The organism is Paraburkholderia sp. Ac-20336 (assembly GCF_017105025.1).
Classification (GTDB): domain Bacteria; phylum Pseudomonadota; class Gammaproteobacteria; order Burkholderiales; family Burkholderiaceae; genus Paraburkholderia.
Genome location: NZ_JAAGPS010000149.1, coordinates 1 through 16,930, shown reverse-complemented (window position 1 = coordinate 16,930; position 16,930 = coordinate 1). Strand labels below are relative to the sequence as shown.

The window sequence follows — 16,930 nt, the reverse complement described above, 5'->3', positions numbered from 1 at the left end:
CCGCCAATGTGCCGCAAGGCGGTTTCGATAGTCTCGCGGCGCGCGGCGAACCGCCCGAATTCGGCGCGAACGGCAAGCCTATCGCCTCGGTGCAACCGCAGGCAGGCGCGGTGGCTACGGTTGCAGTTGCCGCAACGCCCGCGCGAACGCAGGTGGCCGCGGCACGTCAGCCGGTGACGGCCCTGACACTGAGAAACCAGCAGATGGCCGCCGCCGCGGCCATCGCAACGCCTGCGCAAGCCGCACCGCTGCCCGGTCAGCAGGACCCGGAAGCGATCCACGCCGCCGCGCTCGCGTTCCTGCAGCAGCAGTCCGCGGGATTGCCCGGCAAGGTCGACATCACGGTCGCGCCCGCGTTTCCGCGCGGGCTGGCCGCCTGCACCTCGCTCGAACCGTTCCTGCCGAGCGGCGCGCGCCTGTGGGGCCGCATGACGGTCGGCGTGCGCTGCGCGGGCGAGAAGCCGTGGACCCTCTACCTGCAGGCGCGCATCGCGCTGCACGCGACCTACTACCTCGCCTCGCGCGCGATGGCGCCGGGCGAAGTGCTGACGGCCGCCGACCTCGTCGCGCGCGACGGCGATCTGACCGGCCTGCCGCAGGCGATCGTCACCGATCCGTCGCAGGCGGTCGGCTCGGTCTCGCTCGTGCGGATCGCGAGCGGCATGCCATTGCGCCGCGACATGCTGAAGAGCGCGTCGGCGGTGGCGATCGGCCAAACCGTGCGGGTCGTGGCCGCCGGCGACGGCTTCTCGATTTCGGCCGAGGGCAGCGCGATGAGCAACGCGTCGCCGGGCCAGCAGGTGCGGGTCAAGACCGCGAACGGGCAGATCATCTCCGGCATCGTCAAGGATGGCGGAACGGTCGAGATCCAGATGTGAGCAGGTTCGCTGCCCTGCCTCGCGCGAACGGGCTCGCGGCCGGAACGACAGTGGCGCATGTGCGCGGGGAGCGTGTCGCGGCGCGGGTGGAAACGATGTGGAAAGGGTCGGATGGCCAGGCAAAGCCGGGCCGGGCGTGGAGCGATTGCGCTAAAGTTTTGAGCGGCGCTTGCCGTTATCAGAATCAAATCGTTCAGGAAGCCCATCGTGAAAGTCGATTCCACCACCTCATCGAATCTGCCGACGTTGAAAGACGCCGTATCCCGTTCGCAACAGGGCGACACCGCGCCGGCAACGGGCGCCACGCAGGGCGCGAGCACGGGCGCGCCGAGCTCGAACAGCGGCGCCGGCGACGCGAACGTGAGCCTGTCGGGCCTGTCGCAGCATCTGCGCAGCCTCGCGGCGAGCGGTTCGGCCGACATCGACATGGCGCATGTCGAGTCGATCAAACAGGCCATCAAGGACGGCACGCTGCAGATCGACTCCGGCAAGATCGCCGACGGCGTGCTGCAGACGGCGCGCGACCTGTTGCAGAACAAAACCTCGTCGACCGGCAACTGATCGGCACCTCGCAGTGCGACGACATGCCGGGCGGCGTTCGACAAACTCGGCGCGCGCACCCCGCGCGCCGCCGCGCATAGCGAGTCGTTGACATGAAAGACGCCCTGGTTGCCATCCTGATCGAAGAACATTCGACCGTCGAGGCGTTCGCCTCGATCCTCACGCTCGAAACGAAGGCGCTGACCGCCGTGTCGCCGCTGGACGAGCAACTGCCCGCGATCGTCGAGAAGAAAACCGAATTGGTTGGCGTGCTCGCGCGGCTCGAAGCCGCGCGCGACGCGCAACTGGCCGAGCTCGGCTTGCCGGCCGGCTGGTCCGGCATGGAACTCGCGGCGAGCACCGACACGCGGCTCGCGATGCAGTGGAAGCTGCTGCAAAAAGCGGCCGAGCGAGCGCGGCGCGTCAATACCAACAACGGCGAGCTGATCCGCGTGCGCATGGATTACAACCAGCGTGCGCTGAAGGCGCTACAGGTCAACGTGCCGCCCAAGGTCAATCTGTATGGCCCGGATGGGCGGGTGCCGGCTTATTCGGGACTTTGATCCGCTCGTACACGCGCGACACTTCTTCCCAGGAAAAACCTGACGCGTGAGCTCGAAAAATAGTCAGAACGAGCCTGCCGACTCGAAATAGATTCGGCCGGCTCGAACCCGGCTCGTTTTTGGCGCCATTTCGGCCAAAGACTCGAAATCCAGCGACTGCTTCGCGCGGTCGGTCTCAGTGCGGGCCCGCTTGAAAGCCTCGCGGACGACCTGTTGGATACGATCGGGAACGCGCCTCGGCAGGTGGGCGTACTGCTTGCGCCTGTTCTTCGCGATGCCGATCCGGCAACGCCGCCCTTCCCTCACCACATCTCCCTCTTTCTCGCAACGTTAGCCATTCGGCTAGCTGGCGCGCAGCGCCACATCACGTTGAAATGGCAGTCCCGCTCGCGTTTTCGTATGCGTCGCCCGGCTCACCGTTACGGCGCACTCACACGCGAGATTTTGCCACTATCGAGGTTGTGTAATGATGTGTATGATGAGAGGACTGCAGTATGAAGAGCGCCGAGGTCGTCAAATTGATCCAAGCCCATGGCTGGCAACTCGTCCGGATAACGGGCAGCCACCATCATTTTCGGCACGCGGAAAAGTCCGGTCTCGTGACCGTCCCGCATCCGAAAAAGGATCTTCCGCCCGGCACACTGAACAGCATTCTGAAACAGGCGGGGCTGAAATGAAGCATCTGATCTTTCCAATCGCAGTCGAGCCCGGAGACGGCACGCACGCGTTCGGCGTGGTGGTGCCCGACATTCCGGGCTGCCACTCCGCGGGCGATACGCTCGAGGACGCCTATGCGAATGCCAGGGAAGCGATCGAATCCCACCTCGAAACCCTGCTCGACGAAGGGTTGCCGCTGCCCGAGCCGCTCACGCTCAGCGCGCATCGGCGCAATCCGGAGTTCGCGGGTTTTGTGTGGGGGTTCGTGACAACGCGCAACATTCCGGCGTTGAGAAAAGCGGTGCGCATCAACATCTCGCTGCCCGAGGTCCTGGTGCAGGAGATCGACGCGTATGCGCAGGCGCGCGGCATGTCGCGCTCGGCATTTCTGGCGCTCGCCGCCGAACATGAAATGGCCGGCGCGTGAGAAACACTGTGCGGCAAGCTGCGCACGTCGTGCAGCGAGCCTGTTGGCGCTGCCTCGGTTGAACAGGGGCGGGCGGGCCGCCAGCCGGTCTTCAAACCGGCGCTTCAGTTCGTCTCGGCGTTCGCCCAGGCCATTTCGCGCAGCCGCGCGCGCAGGCGCGCCACGGCCTGGCTATGCAGTTGGCACACGCGCGATTCGCTAACTTCCATCACCGCGCCGATTTCGCGCAGGTTCATGCCGCGCTCGTAGTACAGCGACATCAGCAGCTTCTCGCGCTCCGGCAAGCGGTCGATCGCCTCGACGAGCGCCGCGCGCAGGCTGTCGTCGAGCAAGGCCGAGAGCGGGTCCGAATGATCGACGCAGTAGCGGTCCAGAAACGGCTCGTCGTCGGCGGAACGGTCGAAGTCTTCGTAGTAGATGAGCTGGCTGCCGTGCAGGTCCTGCAGCATCGACTGATACTCGTCGAGCGGCATCTGCAGGTGCTCGGCGACCTCCGTTTCGCTCGCCGAGCGGCCGAGGTTCTGCTCCACCTTGTGCACCGCCGTTTCCACTTCGCGCGACGTGCGTCGCAGGCTGCGCGGCAGCCAGTCGTTGCTGCGCAGCTCGTCGAGCATCGCGCCGCGAATCCGCTGGCTGGCGTAGGTCTCGAACTGCGCGCCCTGGTCTTCCTTGTAGCGCCCGGCGGCATCCAGCAAGCCGATCATGCCGGCCTGGATCAGGTCGTCGAGATCGACGCTCGCCGGCATTTTCGCGACCAGCTGCAAGCCGAGCCGACGCACCAGCGGTGCGTACTTCGTCAGAACTTCGGCCTGGGAAATCTTTCCCTGAGCGTTGTACATCGTGCTCCCCTTCTCCTCGTGCACGCCGCTTAAGCGTGCTGCGCGGACGGTTGGTCGGCGTGGTGCGCCGCTGTAACGGTCGCGGACGCCCGCCGGGGCGTTTGCGACGACATCGCTGGCCGCATCGGCCAGTACTGCAATTCGGCGGCGAGCTGGCGGAAGTCGCGCGCGGCCGGCGCCGACGGGAACGCGTCGACGACACAGCGCGACAACGCCAGCGCCCGCGCCATGCGAGCGTCGGCCGCAATGCAGCCGGCGTCTTCGAGCGACACCGTCAGATAGCGCCCGGCCACGCCGGCAAAATTCGCGAACGTGGCATGCGCGTCGTTTGCGCTTTGCACATGATTCGCCAGCAGGCGAAACTGTGCGAACGCGTGCGCGTAGTGCAGACGCTTCATGCACGCATACGCGTCGGTGATCGCCTGGGCCGACACGCGCGTGACGATCATCACGTCGTGCGCCTGCTTCGCGAACGGCGAGAGATGCCCTGCGTCGTCGAGTTGCGCGTCGATCAGCACGATGTCGGCGGAACCGTCGAGCAACACGCTGAAGTCGGTCTCCGCGTGCCCCTCGCGGTTGTTGCGCGAGGCGGCCAGCACCGAAAAGCCGAGCGCATGGCGCGCGGCGGCGCAATCCACCGCCATCTCGCCGCGCATCACCGCCGCGAAATTGCCCGCGCCGCGCAAGCCGCCGAGCATCGCGCTCACCGATTGCTCGCCGACGCATTCGTCGATCACGAGCACGTCCTTGCCCTGCTGCGCGAGCGCGGCGGCGAGGTTGACGACCACCGTGGTGCTGCCCGCGCCGGCCGACGCACCCGTCACCGCAATCACGCGCGCACCGCCGCGCGCAAGCAGCCGCCGCAAGCCTTCCGCCTGATCCGAGACGAGCTTATCCAAAGCGAACCTCGTGCAGCTCGGCCGTCGAGCGCGCGGACAGCGAAGACAGCAACGCGGGAATGTCGTCGTCCTGCGGCACGAACGGCGAGTTGTCGCGCGGAATGCAGAACGTGCTCTTGATGAGGAATTTCTTCGTCGCGACGTACAGGTTCTCCGGCACTTTCTGTCCGGTCGAGACGTAATGCACGGGCAGCTTGTAGCGAATCACCGTGTCGAGTACGCCGCCGAGGTTGGTCGCTTCGTCGAGCTTGGTGAGAATGCAACCGGCGAGCGGCTGCTGGTCCGGCGCGCGCTGATACGCCTGCACGACTTCGTTCAGCGTGTCGCCGTGGCTCGTCGCGTTGAGCAGCAGAAGGCGCTGCACCGGCTGACCGGCGCGGCACAGCATCGCGATCTGGTCGGACACGAGGCGGTCGCGCTGGCTCATGCCGATCGTGTCGATCAGCACGATGTGCTTGTTGCGCAGCTCGGAGAGCGCGAGTTGCAGGTCGGCGCTGTCCTTCACCGCATGCACCGAGACGCCGAGAATCTTGCCGAAGATGCGCAGTTGTTCGTGGCCGCCGATCCGGTAGCTGTCGGTCGTGAGCAGCGCGACCTTGCTCGCGCCGAAGCGCATCACGCAGCGCGCGGCGAGCTTGGCCGTGGTCGTCGTCTTGCCGACGCCGGTCGGGCCCATCAGTGCGAACACGCCGCCGCGCTCCATCAGCGCGTCTTCGTTTTCCATCACGGGCAGATTCGATTCGAGCACCGAGCGAACCCAGTCCATGCCGCCGTCCATCGTCTCGATGTCGTCGGGCAGGTTGTCGACCATCATCTGTACGAGCTGCGCGGAAAAACCCGCCGCGAACAGATGCTTGGTGAGCGCGGCGCGCGCCGGATTGCGGCGCTGGCGATCGCCCCACAAGAGGCCCGCGAAGTGCTCTTCCATCATGCCGCGCATCGACGACAGCTCGTTCATGACGGTGTCCTTGACGACCTGCTCCATGCGCGCCTTGATCGCTTCGGCGACCGCGGCGGGCGTGCGGGTTTCGTCGGCGGCGGGCGGCATGGGCGCGAGCTTCTGCGCGGTGCGGCGCGCGGCAGCCTGCGCAGCTTCGCGAGCCCACTCGGGCGTGTCGATGAAAGACGGCTCGGCGGCCGCCGGTTTGGCTGCGGGTTCGGTCGATCGAGTCGTGGCACGGTTCACCTCGACGGTGCTGCCGAGCCCCTTGGACGTCGCGACGGCGGGTGTCATCGCGGCGGGACGCGCGCTGTATTCGCCGCCCTGTTGCTGCTGCTCGGCGGCGATGCGGCGTGCGTGATCGATGAGCCACGGATTCGATTCGGCCATCGTGCGCGGCGCGATTAATTCGGTAGAGGCCGCGACGGGTGGCACCGGCACGCCGGCGGCCTTGAGCAGATCCGCGCGAATGTCTTCGGACAGACGTGTGGCGGCTGCGCGAGCGCTGGAACCGGAGGGCATGGCGGGTGCCGCCGCTGCGATGGACACGGGCTGGCTCGCCGCGAGCGCGGCGCCGGCCGTTGCGATGTCGGTCGCGTTGCCGGCCGCACTTGGCGCGGCTTTGCCCGGCAATGCGGTGGCTGAAGCGGGCATCGCGTTGCCCGCGGAAAGCGCCGTCGAATGAAGCGCCGGATTCGCACCGGGCATGGCTTTCGGCACAGTGGCAATCGCCGCGCCATGCTGCGCGTCATTCGCGAACGCACTGCTCACCGGCATCGCCCCCTCGCCCGCTTCCGGGCTCGCGCCGAACACCGACGAAAACACGTCGGGCATACCGCTCGCGTACGGATTCGCCGCTGCCATCGGTACCGCCGGCAGCGCGCGCGGTGCGACTTGCGAGCCCATGCCCGCCCCCATCGGCACAGCCAGCCCGGTCGCCGCGCCTTCGCGCGCTTTCGGTGTGATCGCAGCGAGATCGCTATCGGCGAGCGCGACGATTTCGACGCTGCCGTCGTCCATCGTGCGATTCGACAGCACGACCGCGTCGGGGCCAAGTGCTTCGCGAACGAGCCGCAGCGCATCGCGACTGGTAGCACCGACAAATTTACGAATGTTCAAGCTGGACCCCCGATGAGGTGAACGGACTAGCGGACCGGCGATATACCCTTCCCATTGAGATCAATTATTGCGAAAGCTGTCGAGCGACGATCGATGGATAAAGACCGTGAAAAGCGGGCTATTCGTGCGATGGACACATGCCGGACATGTCGCGCGAGCAGGTCGCGGCCGAGGTGGCGACACCCGCGAAGCCGCGCGCCAGGCCGCAAAACCACGGCCCCAAACAAAAACCGGCGCCTCGAAGCGCCGGTTTCCGCCGTCAATGCACACGCCCGCACGCCAAGCCGCTCAGCCCTGCGCGCCGATCAGATTCACCACCTTGACGTGCCTCGTGTCGGGCACTTCCGCATACGACAGCACCTTCAGTTGCGGCAGGCTGCGGCGCAGGAAGCGCGCGAGCATCGGCCGCAACGCGTGCTGCACGAGCAGCACCGGCGCGAGACCGAGATTCTGCTGACGCGTCATCGCCTTCTGCGTCTCGGCGAGCAGCGTATGCGCGAGGCCCGGTTCGAGCCCCGGGTTCGGTCCGGTCGAGAGCGCCTGCGACAGCACGCGTTCGAGGTTCGCGTCGAGCCCCATCACCTGCATGTCGCCGGTACCGGGGAACCACTGCTGCGTGATCGCGCGGCCCAGCGCGAGGCGTACCGCGGCGGTCAGTTCGTGTGCATCGGTGATCTTCGCCGCGTGTTCGGCGAGCGCTTCGAGAATCGTGCGCATGTCGCGGATCGGCACGCCCTCTTCGAGCAGATTCTGCAGCACCTTTTGCAGCGTATTGAGCGGCAGCGCCTTCGGCACGAGATCGTCGACGAGCGAGGGCGTGTCCTTCTGCATCCGCTCGATCAGCGCCTGCACTTCGCGGCGGCCGAGCAGTTCCGACGCATGCGTGACGACGAGGTGATTGAGGTGCGTCGCCACCACCGTGCTCGAATCGACGACCGTGTAGCCGTACACCTGCGCCTGTTCGCGCAGGTTCGTGTCGATCCAGATCGCGGGCAGGCCGAACGCCGGGTCCTGGGTCGGCGTGCCGGGCAGCGCGGCCGACACCTGGCCTGGATTGATCGCGAGCCACTGGCCCGGATACGCTTCGCCCGCGCCGATCTCGACACCCTTCAGCGCAATGCGATAGCCGTTCGGCCGCAATTCGAGGTTGTCGCGAATATGAATGACGGGCGGCAAAAAGCCGATTTCCTGCGCGAACTTCTTGCGGATGCTCTTGATGCGCTTGAGCAGTTCGCCATCCGAATTCTTGTCGACGAGCGGAATCAGCCGGTAGCCGACTTCGAGGCCGAGCGTGTCGATCATCGTCACGTCGTCCCAGCTGGCCTCGGTGTTCTCGACCGGCGCGAGCGCGGCCGGCGCGACCTCGGCGAGCGCGGTGCTGCTCTTGCGCTCCGCGGCGCGCTTTTTCATCGTGCGGCCGAGCTGGATCAGCGCGCCGCCGAGAATCAGGAACGCGAAGTGCGGCATGCCCGGAATCAGGCCCATCAGCACGAGAATGCAGCCCGTAATCATCAGCACGCGCGGATTCGTGAACAGTTGCCCCGTGAGCTGCGTGCCGATGTCCTCGTTGGTCGCGACGCGCGAGACGATCACGCCGGCCGCCGTCGAAATGACGAGCGACGGAATCTGCGCAACGAGGCCGTCGCCGATCGTCAGCAGCGTGTAGTTCTTGCCCGCCGCCGCAAAGCTCATGTCGTGCTGGACCATCCCGACGATCAGCCCGCCGATGATGTTGATGACCATGATGAGCAGGCCGGCGATCGCATCGCCGCGCACGAACTTGCTCGCGCCGTCCATCGAGCCGTAGAACTCGGCTTCCTGGGCGACTTCGGCGCGGCGCTTCCTCGCCTGTTCCTCGTTGATGAGCCCTGCGTTGAGGTCGGCGTCGATCGCCATCTGCTTGCCCGGCATCGCGTCGAGCGTGAAGCGCGCGGACACTTCGGCGATCCGCCCCGCGCCCTTCGTGATGACCATGAAGTTGATGACCATCAGGATCACGAACACGACGATCCCGACCGCGAAGTTGCCGCCCACGAGGAAGTGGCCGAACGACTCGATCACCTGGCCGGCCGCATCGGGGCCGGTGTGGCCTTCGAGCAGCACGATCCGCGTCGAGGCGACGTTCAGCGAGAGCCGCAGCAGCGTCGAGAACAGCAGCACGCTCGGGAATGCGGCGAAGTCGAGCGGCTTCATCGTGTACATGCTGACGAGCAGCACCATCACCGAGAGCGCGATGTTGAAGGTGAACAGCAGGTCCAGCAGGAACGGCGGCAACGGCAGAATCATCATGCCGAGGATCATGCAGATCAGCACCGGCCCGGCGAGGGCGCGCAGATTGGTGCTGCTCAAGGCATCCGGCCGTCGGCCGAGGAAACCGGCGCGAGCGTTCATGCGGAGGCTCCCTTGTTGGCGTTATTCGTGTCGTCGCCGGTGGGGTCGAGCGTGTCGGCGGCTTCCTCGGCCGCGTCGTCTGCGTCTTCGGCCGCGTCGTCGTCCGATATGCCACCCTTGTCGAGTTCGGCAGGTACGTCGAGTTCGGTCGGCGCGACCGGCACGGCGCCGCCTTCGGTCCGGAAGCGCCGCAGCTGATAGACCCACGCGAGCACCTCGGCGACCGCGCCATAGAGCGGCCCCGGAATCTCGCGATTCAGCTCGACGTTGTGATAGAGCGCCCGCGCGAGCGGCGGCGCTTCGAGCAGCGGCACGTTGTGTTCGGCGGCGAGTTCGCGAATCCGCGCGGCCACGAGGTTCACGCCCTTCGCGACCACCTTCGGCGCGCGCATCTCGCCGTCGGTGTATTGCAGCGCGACCGCGAAGTGCGTCGGGTTCGTCACGACGACGTCGGCCTTCGGCACCTGCGCCATCATCCGGCGCCGCGCGATCGCGCGCTGCTGCTGGCGAATCTTGCCCTTGATGTGCGGATCGCCTTCGCTTTCGCGATGCTCGCGCTTCACCTCTTCCTTGGTCATGCGCAGCTTCTTGTGGAACTGCCAGAGCTGGTACGGCACGTCGAGCGCGGCCACCGCGAACATGCCCGCCACCGTCATGCCGCAGCACACGGCGATCAGATGCACGGAGTTGGCGAGCGCGAGATGGAGCGGCTGCGTCGCGAGCGCGAGGAATGCTTCGCGACGGTTCCAGATCGCCGTGCCGCCGATCAGCCCGACCACGAGCGTTTTCGCGATCGACATGCCGAGCTGGATCGGTCCGTTGATCGAAAAGATGCGGCCCAGGCCCTCGACCGGATTGAGCCGGCTGAACTTCGGTTCGAGCCCTTTCGCCGAGAGCTGCCAGCCGCCGAGCGCCATCGGCGCGAGCAGCGCGGCCGCGCCGGTCAGGCCGAGAATCGGCAGCAGCGCATAGAGCCCTTCGCGCGCGGCCGAGCCGGCGCCGCTCAGCATGCGGTTGGTGTCGAAGGTGCTCGCGTGATTGAACGCGAACGAGGCTCGCAGCATCGCCTCGAGGTGATCGCCGATCTGGCCGGACAGACCCCACACGCCGTAGAACCCCGCCGCCAGCAAAGCGAACGTCGACAGCTCCCGCGAACGCGCGACCTGCCCTTCCTCGCGCGCCTTCTGCAGGCGCCGGGGAGTGGCGGATTCGGTTTTTTCGAGGTCGCTATCCTCTGCCACGAAGCTCTCCAGTCGGCCGAGGCACGGCGCCTCTTTCCAGTGAGAGCGATTATTCCCGCTCGACGCAAGCGCCGATCGGCGGATAAGGGCGGAGAAACCGGGGTATTTCGACGGATGGCCCGTCAGGCCACGCGATCTCGCGCAGCCTGCCGGACTTCGGGCCGGGGTGCCCCGGCCCGGGATTCAGCCGGCCCGACGTCCGGCTGGGCGCTCGGAACGCTCAGAAGGCGACGAAAGGCGCGGCCCCGCCGTTCGCGGTCTTGTCGATGCCGTAGTACACGTAGCGGCCATAGAAGAACGGCAGACCAAGGTCGAAGCTGCTATTGCCGCCGATCTGGCCGGCGAGGTCGTTGAACGCATAGTTGGCGGCGTTGCCGAACAGCGTCGCCGCGCTCACGATGCCGATGCTGGCCGTTGTCGAGGCGTTGTTCAGGCCGACCAGCTTGACCGAGCGGGTTTGCGCCGACGACGGGCAGTAGAAGCCCGGGAAGTTGCTGCCGCACAGCGCGAGCGAACTATCGGCGAAGAAGTAGCCGTTCGAGCCGGAATCGAGGAACGCCTGCACCGTCGTGCCGTTGTACACGCTGCTGTTCAGGTCGCCGTACGGGTCGGTCGTGAAGGTCTGCGCGGCGGCGAGCGCGTTGTTCGACTGCGTGCCGATGCCGAACACGAGCGTACCGTTCGCCGATGGCGCGCCGGCGTCGGGCAGCGGCGGCATCTGCACGATCACGCCGTTGTTGTCGGCGAGGAAATTCGCCACCGGATTGGCGACCTGCTGCGTGGTCTGCACCGCCGCGCGTATGCAGGACGCGCCGCTCGGGCAGGCGAAGTAGTTGCTGTAGGTCGCCGCGGTGGCGGCATTCGCGCAGGTGGCGCCGCAATCGATGGGCGCGGTGCCCACGCCGAGAATGCCGTTCGCGCCGAGCTCGCTGGCCGTGTTCTCGGCCGGGCCGCTGCCGCAGCCGCGCGCGGGTATCGTGCTCGCGTTCATGTCGCCGATGATCTGCAGCGGGATGCCGCTCGCGCTCGTCGTCTCGCCGCCCACCTTGACGATCGCGGTACGCACGGAGCCCCACGTGTAGCCGTCGGCGAACGTCGCGCATTCGGCGAGCGGCGCGCCGTCGCTCGCCGACGCGCTCGTCGGCAACGCGGTGAGCAGCGACTGATTGAGCACCGAGCTCACCACGCGCAGCCCGAACGAGCCGGTGTCGAGCTGGATGTTGTTGATCGTCTGGCAGTTGCTCGTGCCCGGCACGCAGATCGTCACGCTGACGGCCGGAATATTCGGCACGCCGCTCACCCCGGCGCCGACCGTGATCGGCACCGTGTTCGCGGCGCTCGAGGCGATCGGCTGCTGGGTCGGGCTGGCCGGCAGCGAGCCGCCGTTCAGCGTGCTCGAGCCGTTGTTGCTGGAACTGGAGTTGTTGTCGCCACCGCCGCCGCATGCGGCGAGCGTGGCCGCGAGCACGACAGCGAATACGGCCAGCATGGCCTGCTTCCAGCCTTTGACTTTGGCGATCGTGTGCATGGTTCGCATCGTCGTCCTCATTACTGGATATCGGAGCCGCTGACACCGGCGGGCAGCGCGGACGGCAGCCACGCGACGCCGCTGAACGCGCCCATGTGGCCGGCCGACTGCACCACGAGTCCGCTCTGCTCGACGCTGACCGGACCGCGCGCATTGCCGCGCGCCGCGCGCGCGGCCTTCACGCCCGCCACGTACTGCGGGAAATAACTACCGAGCAGATCATTGAGATCGGGCATTTGCGGGCCACGCCACGCGATGCCGAACACGGAGCCGTCGGCGGCGAGATATTCGCGGACCACGGTGCCGTTGCCGAACGTAGTCTCACGCACGGTATAGGAAGAAGCGGTAGAAGACGCGGCGGACGCCGCACTCGATGCCGAGCGCATCACGCTCTGTGCCGCGCCGCTGGCGGGCTGTACCACGCGGGAAGAAACCGAGGCGTCCGCGGGCGCCGTCAGCGGCGCGGCGCCGAGAGCCGCATGAGCGGACGGCGCGGCCATCAAGGCCGCGAGAGAACACGGTAAAACCAGCGCCACGGCTTGCACGGCGCGACATACACGACTGCGCATAACGATGCTCCTCCTGGACTGCGAGCGCGGCGCACGCGTCGCGCGAACCGGCCGCAGGTAGGCAGATGATACGGCACAGCCCCGCTCGCAACCTTGGGGAGTCTACCTCATCGGGTGACCGCCCGACGCTGCCGGAACGCCGTGCCGCGCTTCGACCTCGTAGTATGCCTGCGCCTGATGCCGGCCTGCAGAGGGCGCGAACGCGCGTAGGCCTTACCGTCCATTACAGACAGGAAACCGTCTGCAACGGGCGGGCTCGCCAACGCGCGCGCGCCTCAGAAGCCGAGGCTCGCGAGCAGATCGTCGACCTGCGATTGATCCTGCACCACGTCGGTTTTGCTTTCCGGATTGATCTGCGGACCGTTCAGCAGATGCTCGGGGCTGCCGGTCGGCGACACCTCGGCCGCGAGCGCCGCCGCGTTCGCCGCGAACTGCTCGCGCCGCTCGAGCGCGATGTTCTCGACGAGCACGCCGAGCAGCTGCTGCTCGATCAGATACACGACCTCGGTGATCTTCTTGATCACCTGGCCGGTCAGGTCCTGGAAGTCCTGCGCGAGCATGATCTCCATCAACTGCGCATTGGTCGCGCTGGTCGCCTCGGGCACGCCGCGCAGGAACGTGCGCGTGTCGTTCATGAGCGCGCGCACTTCCTCGCGCTCGATCGGCGCCGCGTACCACTGCTCCCAGCGCGCGTCGAGTTCGCCCGCGTCCTCGCGCAATTGCTCCTGCACCGGCTTCGCGATGTCGATCGCCGACAGCACGCGCTCGGCGGCCTGCTCGGTCATGTTGGCGATGTACTTCAGGCGGTCGCGCGCATCGGGCACGGCTTCGGCCGCGCGCTCGACGTGCTTGTCGAGCCCGAGTTCGCGCATCGAATCGCGCAGCGTGCGCGTCAGCTGGCCGATGCGCGCGAGGATGCGGTCCGATGCGAAGTCGCCGCTCTCTTGGGCCGCGTCGGCGCCAGGCGTTTGGGTCGGCGCAGTCACGTCAGCTCCCGGCTTTCGCCATCTTCTCGAGAATCTTGTTGAGCTTCTCGTCGAGCGTCGCGGCCGTGAACGGCTTGACGACGTAACCGCTCGCGCCGGCCTGGGCCGCGGCGATGATGTTTTCCTTCTTCGACTCGGCCGTCACCATCAGCACCGGCAGATGCGAGAGATTGGCGTCGGCGCGGATTTCCTTGAGCATCGCGAGACCGTCGAGGTTCGGCATGTTCCAGTCGGAGATCACGAAGTCGTAGCTGCCGCCGCGCAGACGCGCGAGACCGGCCTGGCCGTCTTCCGCCTCGTCGACGTTCGCGTAGCCGAGCTCCTTGAGCAGATTGCGGACGATCCGGCGCATCGTCGGAAAATCGTCAACCACCAGAATCTTCATTCCCTTATCCATTTCCATTCCCTTTCTTGATTCATGATGCGGCGAGTGGCCGCCTCAATCTACGCGGGCGCATCATACCCGCTGAACGCGTTCGCCCATCGACGACAAACGCGCCATCACGCGCCGGCTCATTTCCGGCAGCGCGGCGATTTCATCGGCGGCGCCGAGCGCGATCGCCTCGCGCGGCATGCCGAACACGATGCAGCTCGCTTCGTCCTGCGCCAGCGTATAGGCACCGGCCCTTTTCATCTCCAGCAGACCGGCCGCGCCGTCGCGCCCCATGCCGGTCAGAATCACGCCGACCGCGTTCTTGCCCGCATGCTGCGCGGCCGATCTGAACAGCACGTCGACCGACGGACGATGCCGGTTCACCGGCGGGTCGTCGGACAGGTGCGCGATATAGTTCGCGCCGCTCCTCGCGAGCAGCAGATGCGCGTGGCCGGGCGCGATATACGCATGCCCCGGCAGCACGCGCTCGCCGTGCTCCGCTTCTTTAACGGTAATCCGGCACAAACCATTGAGGCGTTGCGCGAAAGATTTCGTGAAGCCCGGCGGCATATGCTGCGCGATCAGCACCGCGGGCGCGTCGGGCGGCAGCGGCACGAGCACTTCGCGGATCGCCTCGGTGCCGCCCGTCGACGCGCCAACGATGATGAGCTTCTCGGTACTCAGCAACGGGTTGTTGAAGAGCGGCGTGTTGCCGGCCGGCGCATGCGCGGCGTGCGCGGCCGCATGCTGCACGGGCGCGGCCTGGCGCACGCGCGCGCGGGCGGCCGCGCGCACCTTGTCGGCGAGCTTTTCCGCGTAGTCGAGCATGCCGTCGCGAATGCCCACCTTCGGCTTGGTCACGAAATCGACCGCGCCCAGTTCGAGCGCGCGCAGCGTGATTTCGTTGCCGCGCTCGGTCAGCGACGACACCATCACGACCGGCATCGGCCGCAGCCGCATCAGCTTTTCGAGGAAGTCGAGGCCGTCCATGCGCGGCATTTCGACGTCGAGCGTCAACACGTCGGGGTTGTGCTGCTTGATGAGTTCGCGCGCGACGAGCGGGTCGGGCGCCGTCGCCACCACCGTCATGTCCGGCTGGCCGTTGATGATCTCGGTCATCAGACTGCGGATCAGCGCCGAATCGTCGACGCACAGTACCTTGATCTTTTGCACAGCGCTCACGCCTCCTCTGTGGTTCTGGCGTTGTTGGAATAAGTCGGGCGCGGGCTCGCGCCGAACAGTTCGATTCTCGGCCGCGCGGCGGCCGGCGAAGCGAACAGCTCGACCCGCCTGCGCGCCGCCGCAAGCCGCTCGGCGCGCGCTTCGGCGCTTTGCCGCACGAGCGCCTGTTCGCGCTCGGCCACGCCCGCTTCCTGCTGCACGCGCAGTTTCTTCACCATCACCTGGCCCGTGCGCGGCATGAACGCGACCTTGCGCGGATGCGAGCCCTGCAGGTCCTCGGCGACGATGCGGATTTTTTCGGTAGCGAGATAGCGGCGCACGAATTCGGAGTTGCGATCGCCGATGTTCATCGTCGTCATGCCGGCGAGCACCGCGCCGCCGCCGAACACCTTCGCCTCGAAACGCTCGCGCCGCCCGCCGGCCTTGATCAGTTCGTTGATCAGCACTTCCATCGCGTAGGCGCCGTAGCGCATCGAGTCCGACGCGGCCTGCGCGACGTCGGCGCCGTCGTCGGGCAGCATGAAGTGATTCATGCCGCCGATACCGGCGGTACGGTCCTGAATGCAGGCCGCGACGCACGAGCCGAGCACGGTCACGAGCACCATGTCCTCGTGTGTCGTGTAGAACTCGTTGGGCAACAGCTTCACGCCGGGGCGCTTGAAGTGGTTGTCGTAGTAGAGATTGGATGCGATCGGCAACGCGCTGCTCATGCTGTCACCCCGCTCGTCGTGTGATGCGCCGCGGTGCGCGCGGGCGGGCGTTCGCCGCCTGCGTCGCGCGTCAGTTCATAGACGGTCTGTCCGCGCAGCCGGAACGCCTGCGTCACGTACGTGAAGTTCTCCGAATGACCGGCGAACAGCAGGCCGCCCGGCTTCATCAGCGGCTCGAAGCGCGTGAGCACCTGGGCCTGCGTCGGCTTGTCGAAATAGATCATCACGTTGCGGCAGAAGATCGCGTCGAACTGCGTGCGCAACGGGTAGTCGCGATCGGTCAGGTTCAACTGCTCGAAGCGCACGAGCGCGCGCACTTCGGGCCGCACCTTGACCATTCCCGCATGCGCGCCCGTGCCCTTCAGGAAGAAGCGCTTCAGCCGCTCGGGCGAGAGGTTCTTGACCTGGTCGAACGGATAGACGCCGGCCTCGGCCTTCGCGAGCACCTGGGTGTCGATGTCGGTCGCGAGCACCGACGCCTGCCGCGCGCCGCTCTCGCCGAGCGCTTCGATCAGCGTCATCGCGATCGAGTAGGGCTCTTCGCCCGTCGAGGCGGCCGAGCACCACACGGAAACCGGCTGCGCGCGGCGCGGCACGAAGTCGGCGAGGATCGGAAAGTGATGCGCTTCGCGAAAGAACGCGGTGAGGTTGGTGGTCAGCGCGTTGGTGAACGCTTCCCACTCGGCCGGGTCGTTTTCCGCTTCGAGCAGATCGAGATACTGCCGGAACGTTTCGAGGCCGCGCGCGCGCAAGCGGCGCGCAAGGCGGCTGTACGCCATGTCGCGCTTGTGATCCGACAGCGAAATGCCCGCCGAGCGATGAATCAGATCGCGGATGCGGGCGAAGTCGGCCGACGTGAATTCGAAGTCACGCCCCGTTTCGGCGGGTCTCGCCGGCTCGATCCGGTCGGGGACCGCCCGTGCGGGGCGTTGCGGTGCGCGCGTCATCATGAGAGGTCTAGAACGTTTCCCAGTCGGCGTCCGAGGCCGCCGTCGCGGTGCTCGCGGCAAGCGCGGGAGCCGCTGTGGCCGGGCGCGCGGAGGCGCTGGCCGGCTTCGGCTTCAGCGCCGGTTCGACGCGTGCGCCGG

The 16,930-nt window shown here is 66.9% G+C and carries 17 protein-coding genes; 5 read left to right on the top strand and 12 right to left on the bottom strand.

The annotated features are described in order from the left end of the window. The 5 genes from flgA to GXB81_RS27120 all read left to right on the top strand — a co-directional run. The coding region (gene flgA, locus GXB81_RS27140; RefSeq protein ID WP_205990810.1) for a flagellar basal body P-ring formation chaperone FlgA at window positions 1–878 on the top strand (878 nt) is incomplete at its 5' end. A gap of 207 nt (window positions 879–1,085) precedes the next feature. Next, window positions 1,086–1,439: a flagellar biosynthesis anti-sigma factor FlgM gene (gene flgM / locus GXB81_RS27135; protein ID WP_167047331.1), complete on the top strand. Its 354-nt coding sequence runs from the start codon at window positions 1,086–1,088 to the stop codon at window positions 1,437–1,439. Between the two features lie 92 nt (window positions 1,440–1,531). Further along, window positions 1,532–1,981 (top strand): flagellar protein FlgN, encoded by a 450-nt coding sequence (locus GXB81_RS27130; RefSeq protein ID WP_167047328.1) that lies wholly within the window; start codon window positions 1,532–1,534, stop codon window positions 1,979–1,981. A gap of 494 nt (window positions 1,982–2,475) precedes the next feature. Then, on the top strand, window positions 2,476–2,658 hold the full coding sequence (locus tag GXB81_RS27125; RefSeq protein WP_167047325.1) for a type II toxin-antitoxin system HicA family toxin: 183 nt from the start codon (window positions 2,476–2,478) through the stop codon (window positions 2,656–2,658). Beyond that, window positions 2,655–3,065 carry a type II toxin-antitoxin system HicB family antitoxin gene (locus GXB81_RS27120; protein WP_205990809.1) on the top strand — a complete coding sequence of 137 codons (411 nt, stop codon included), beginning with the start codon at window positions 2,655–2,657 and terminating at the stop codon, window positions 3,063–3,065. Before GXB81_RS27125 ends, GXB81_RS27120 begins: the two co-directional genes overlap by 4 nt. A 104-nt stretch (window positions 3,066–3,169) precedes the next feature. Here the strand turns inward: GXB81_RS27120 and GXB81_RS27115 are convergent, their stop codons facing one another. From GXB81_RS27115 to GXB81_RS27060, 12 genes are all read right to left on the bottom strand, one after another. Further along, window positions 3,170–3,904 carry an RNA polymerase sigma factor FliA gene (locus tag GXB81_RS27115; protein WP_167285523.1) on the bottom strand — a complete coding sequence of 245 codons (735 nt, stop codon included), beginning with the start codon at window positions 3,902–3,904 and terminating at the stop codon, window positions 3,170–3,172. Between the two features lie 29 nt (window positions 3,905–3,933). Beyond that, window positions 3,934–4,803 carry an AAA family ATPase gene (locus GXB81_RS27110; RefSeq protein WP_205990808.1) on the bottom strand — a complete coding sequence of 290 codons (870 nt, stop codon included), beginning with the start codon at window positions 4,801–4,803 and terminating at the stop codon, window positions 3,934–3,936. Then, the gene (gene flhF / locus GXB81_RS27105) at window positions 4,796–6,862 is read right to left on the bottom strand and encodes a flagellar biosynthesis protein FlhF (protein WP_205990807.1); all 2,067 of its coding nucleotides are present in this window, start codon (window positions 6,860–6,862) and stop codon (window positions 4,796–4,798) included. Before flhF ends, GXB81_RS27110 begins: the two co-directional genes overlap by 8 nt. Window positions 6,863–7,150: 288 nt before the next feature. After that, entirely contained in the window at window positions 7,151–9,253 is a 2,103-nt protein-coding gene (gene flhA, locus GXB81_RS27100; protein ID WP_167047311.1) for a flagellar biosynthesis protein FlhA, read from the bottom strand. Next, window positions 9,250–10,494, bottom strand: a complete 1,245-nt coding sequence (gene flhB, locus GXB81_RS27095) for a flagellar biosynthesis protein FlhB (protein WP_205990806.1) — start codon at window positions 10,492–10,494, stop codon at window positions 9,250–9,252. The genes flhA and flhB overlap by 4 nt, the downstream gene beginning before the upstream one ends. A gap of 220 nt (window positions 10,495–10,714) precedes the next feature. Then, entirely contained in the window at window positions 10,715–12,031 is a 1,317-nt protein-coding gene (locus tag GXB81_RS27090) for a DUF3443 domain-containing protein (protein WP_205990805.1), read from the bottom strand. An 11-nt stretch (window positions 12,032–12,042) separates the two neighbouring features. Then, window positions 12,043–12,591, bottom strand: coding sequence for a DUF2844 domain-containing protein (locus tag GXB81_RS27085; RefSeq protein WP_205990804.1), 549 nt, complete (start codon window positions 12,589–12,591; stop codon window positions 12,043–12,045). Window positions 12,592–12,866: 275 nt separating this feature from the next. Continuing rightward, window positions 12,867–13,577: a protein phosphatase CheZ gene (gene cheZ, locus GXB81_RS27080; protein WP_167047300.1), complete on the bottom strand. Its 711-nt coding sequence runs from the start codon at window positions 13,575–13,577 to the stop codon at window positions 12,867–12,869. A 1-nt stretch (window position 13,578) separates the two neighbouring features. Beyond that, window positions 13,579–13,974: a chemotaxis response regulator CheY gene (gene cheY, locus GXB81_RS27075; RefSeq protein ID WP_167285517.1), complete on the bottom strand. Its 396-nt coding sequence runs from the start codon at window positions 13,972–13,974 to the stop codon at window positions 13,579–13,581. Between the two features lie 60 nt (window positions 13,975–14,034). After that, the gene (locus tag GXB81_RS27070; RefSeq protein WP_167047622.1) at window positions 14,035–15,123 is read right to left on the bottom strand and encodes a chemotaxis response regulator protein-glutamate methylesterase; all 1,089 of its coding nucleotides are present in this window, start codon (window positions 15,121–15,123) and stop codon (window positions 14,035–14,037) included. A gap of 5 nt (window positions 15,124–15,128) precedes the next feature. After that, complete coding sequence (gene cheD / locus GXB81_RS27065) at window positions 15,129–15,842, bottom strand: chemoreceptor glutamine deamidase CheD (protein WP_167047294.1); 714 nt, start codon at window positions 15,840–15,842, stop codon at window positions 15,129–15,131. Next, on the bottom strand, window positions 15,839–16,792 hold the full coding sequence (locus tag GXB81_RS27060; RefSeq protein ID WP_205990803.1) for a CheR family methyltransferase: 954 nt from the start codon (window positions 16,790–16,792) through the stop codon (window positions 15,839–15,841). Before GXB81_RS27060 ends, cheD begins: the two co-directional genes overlap by 4 nt. Window positions 16,793–16,930: the final 138 nt, after the last annotated feature.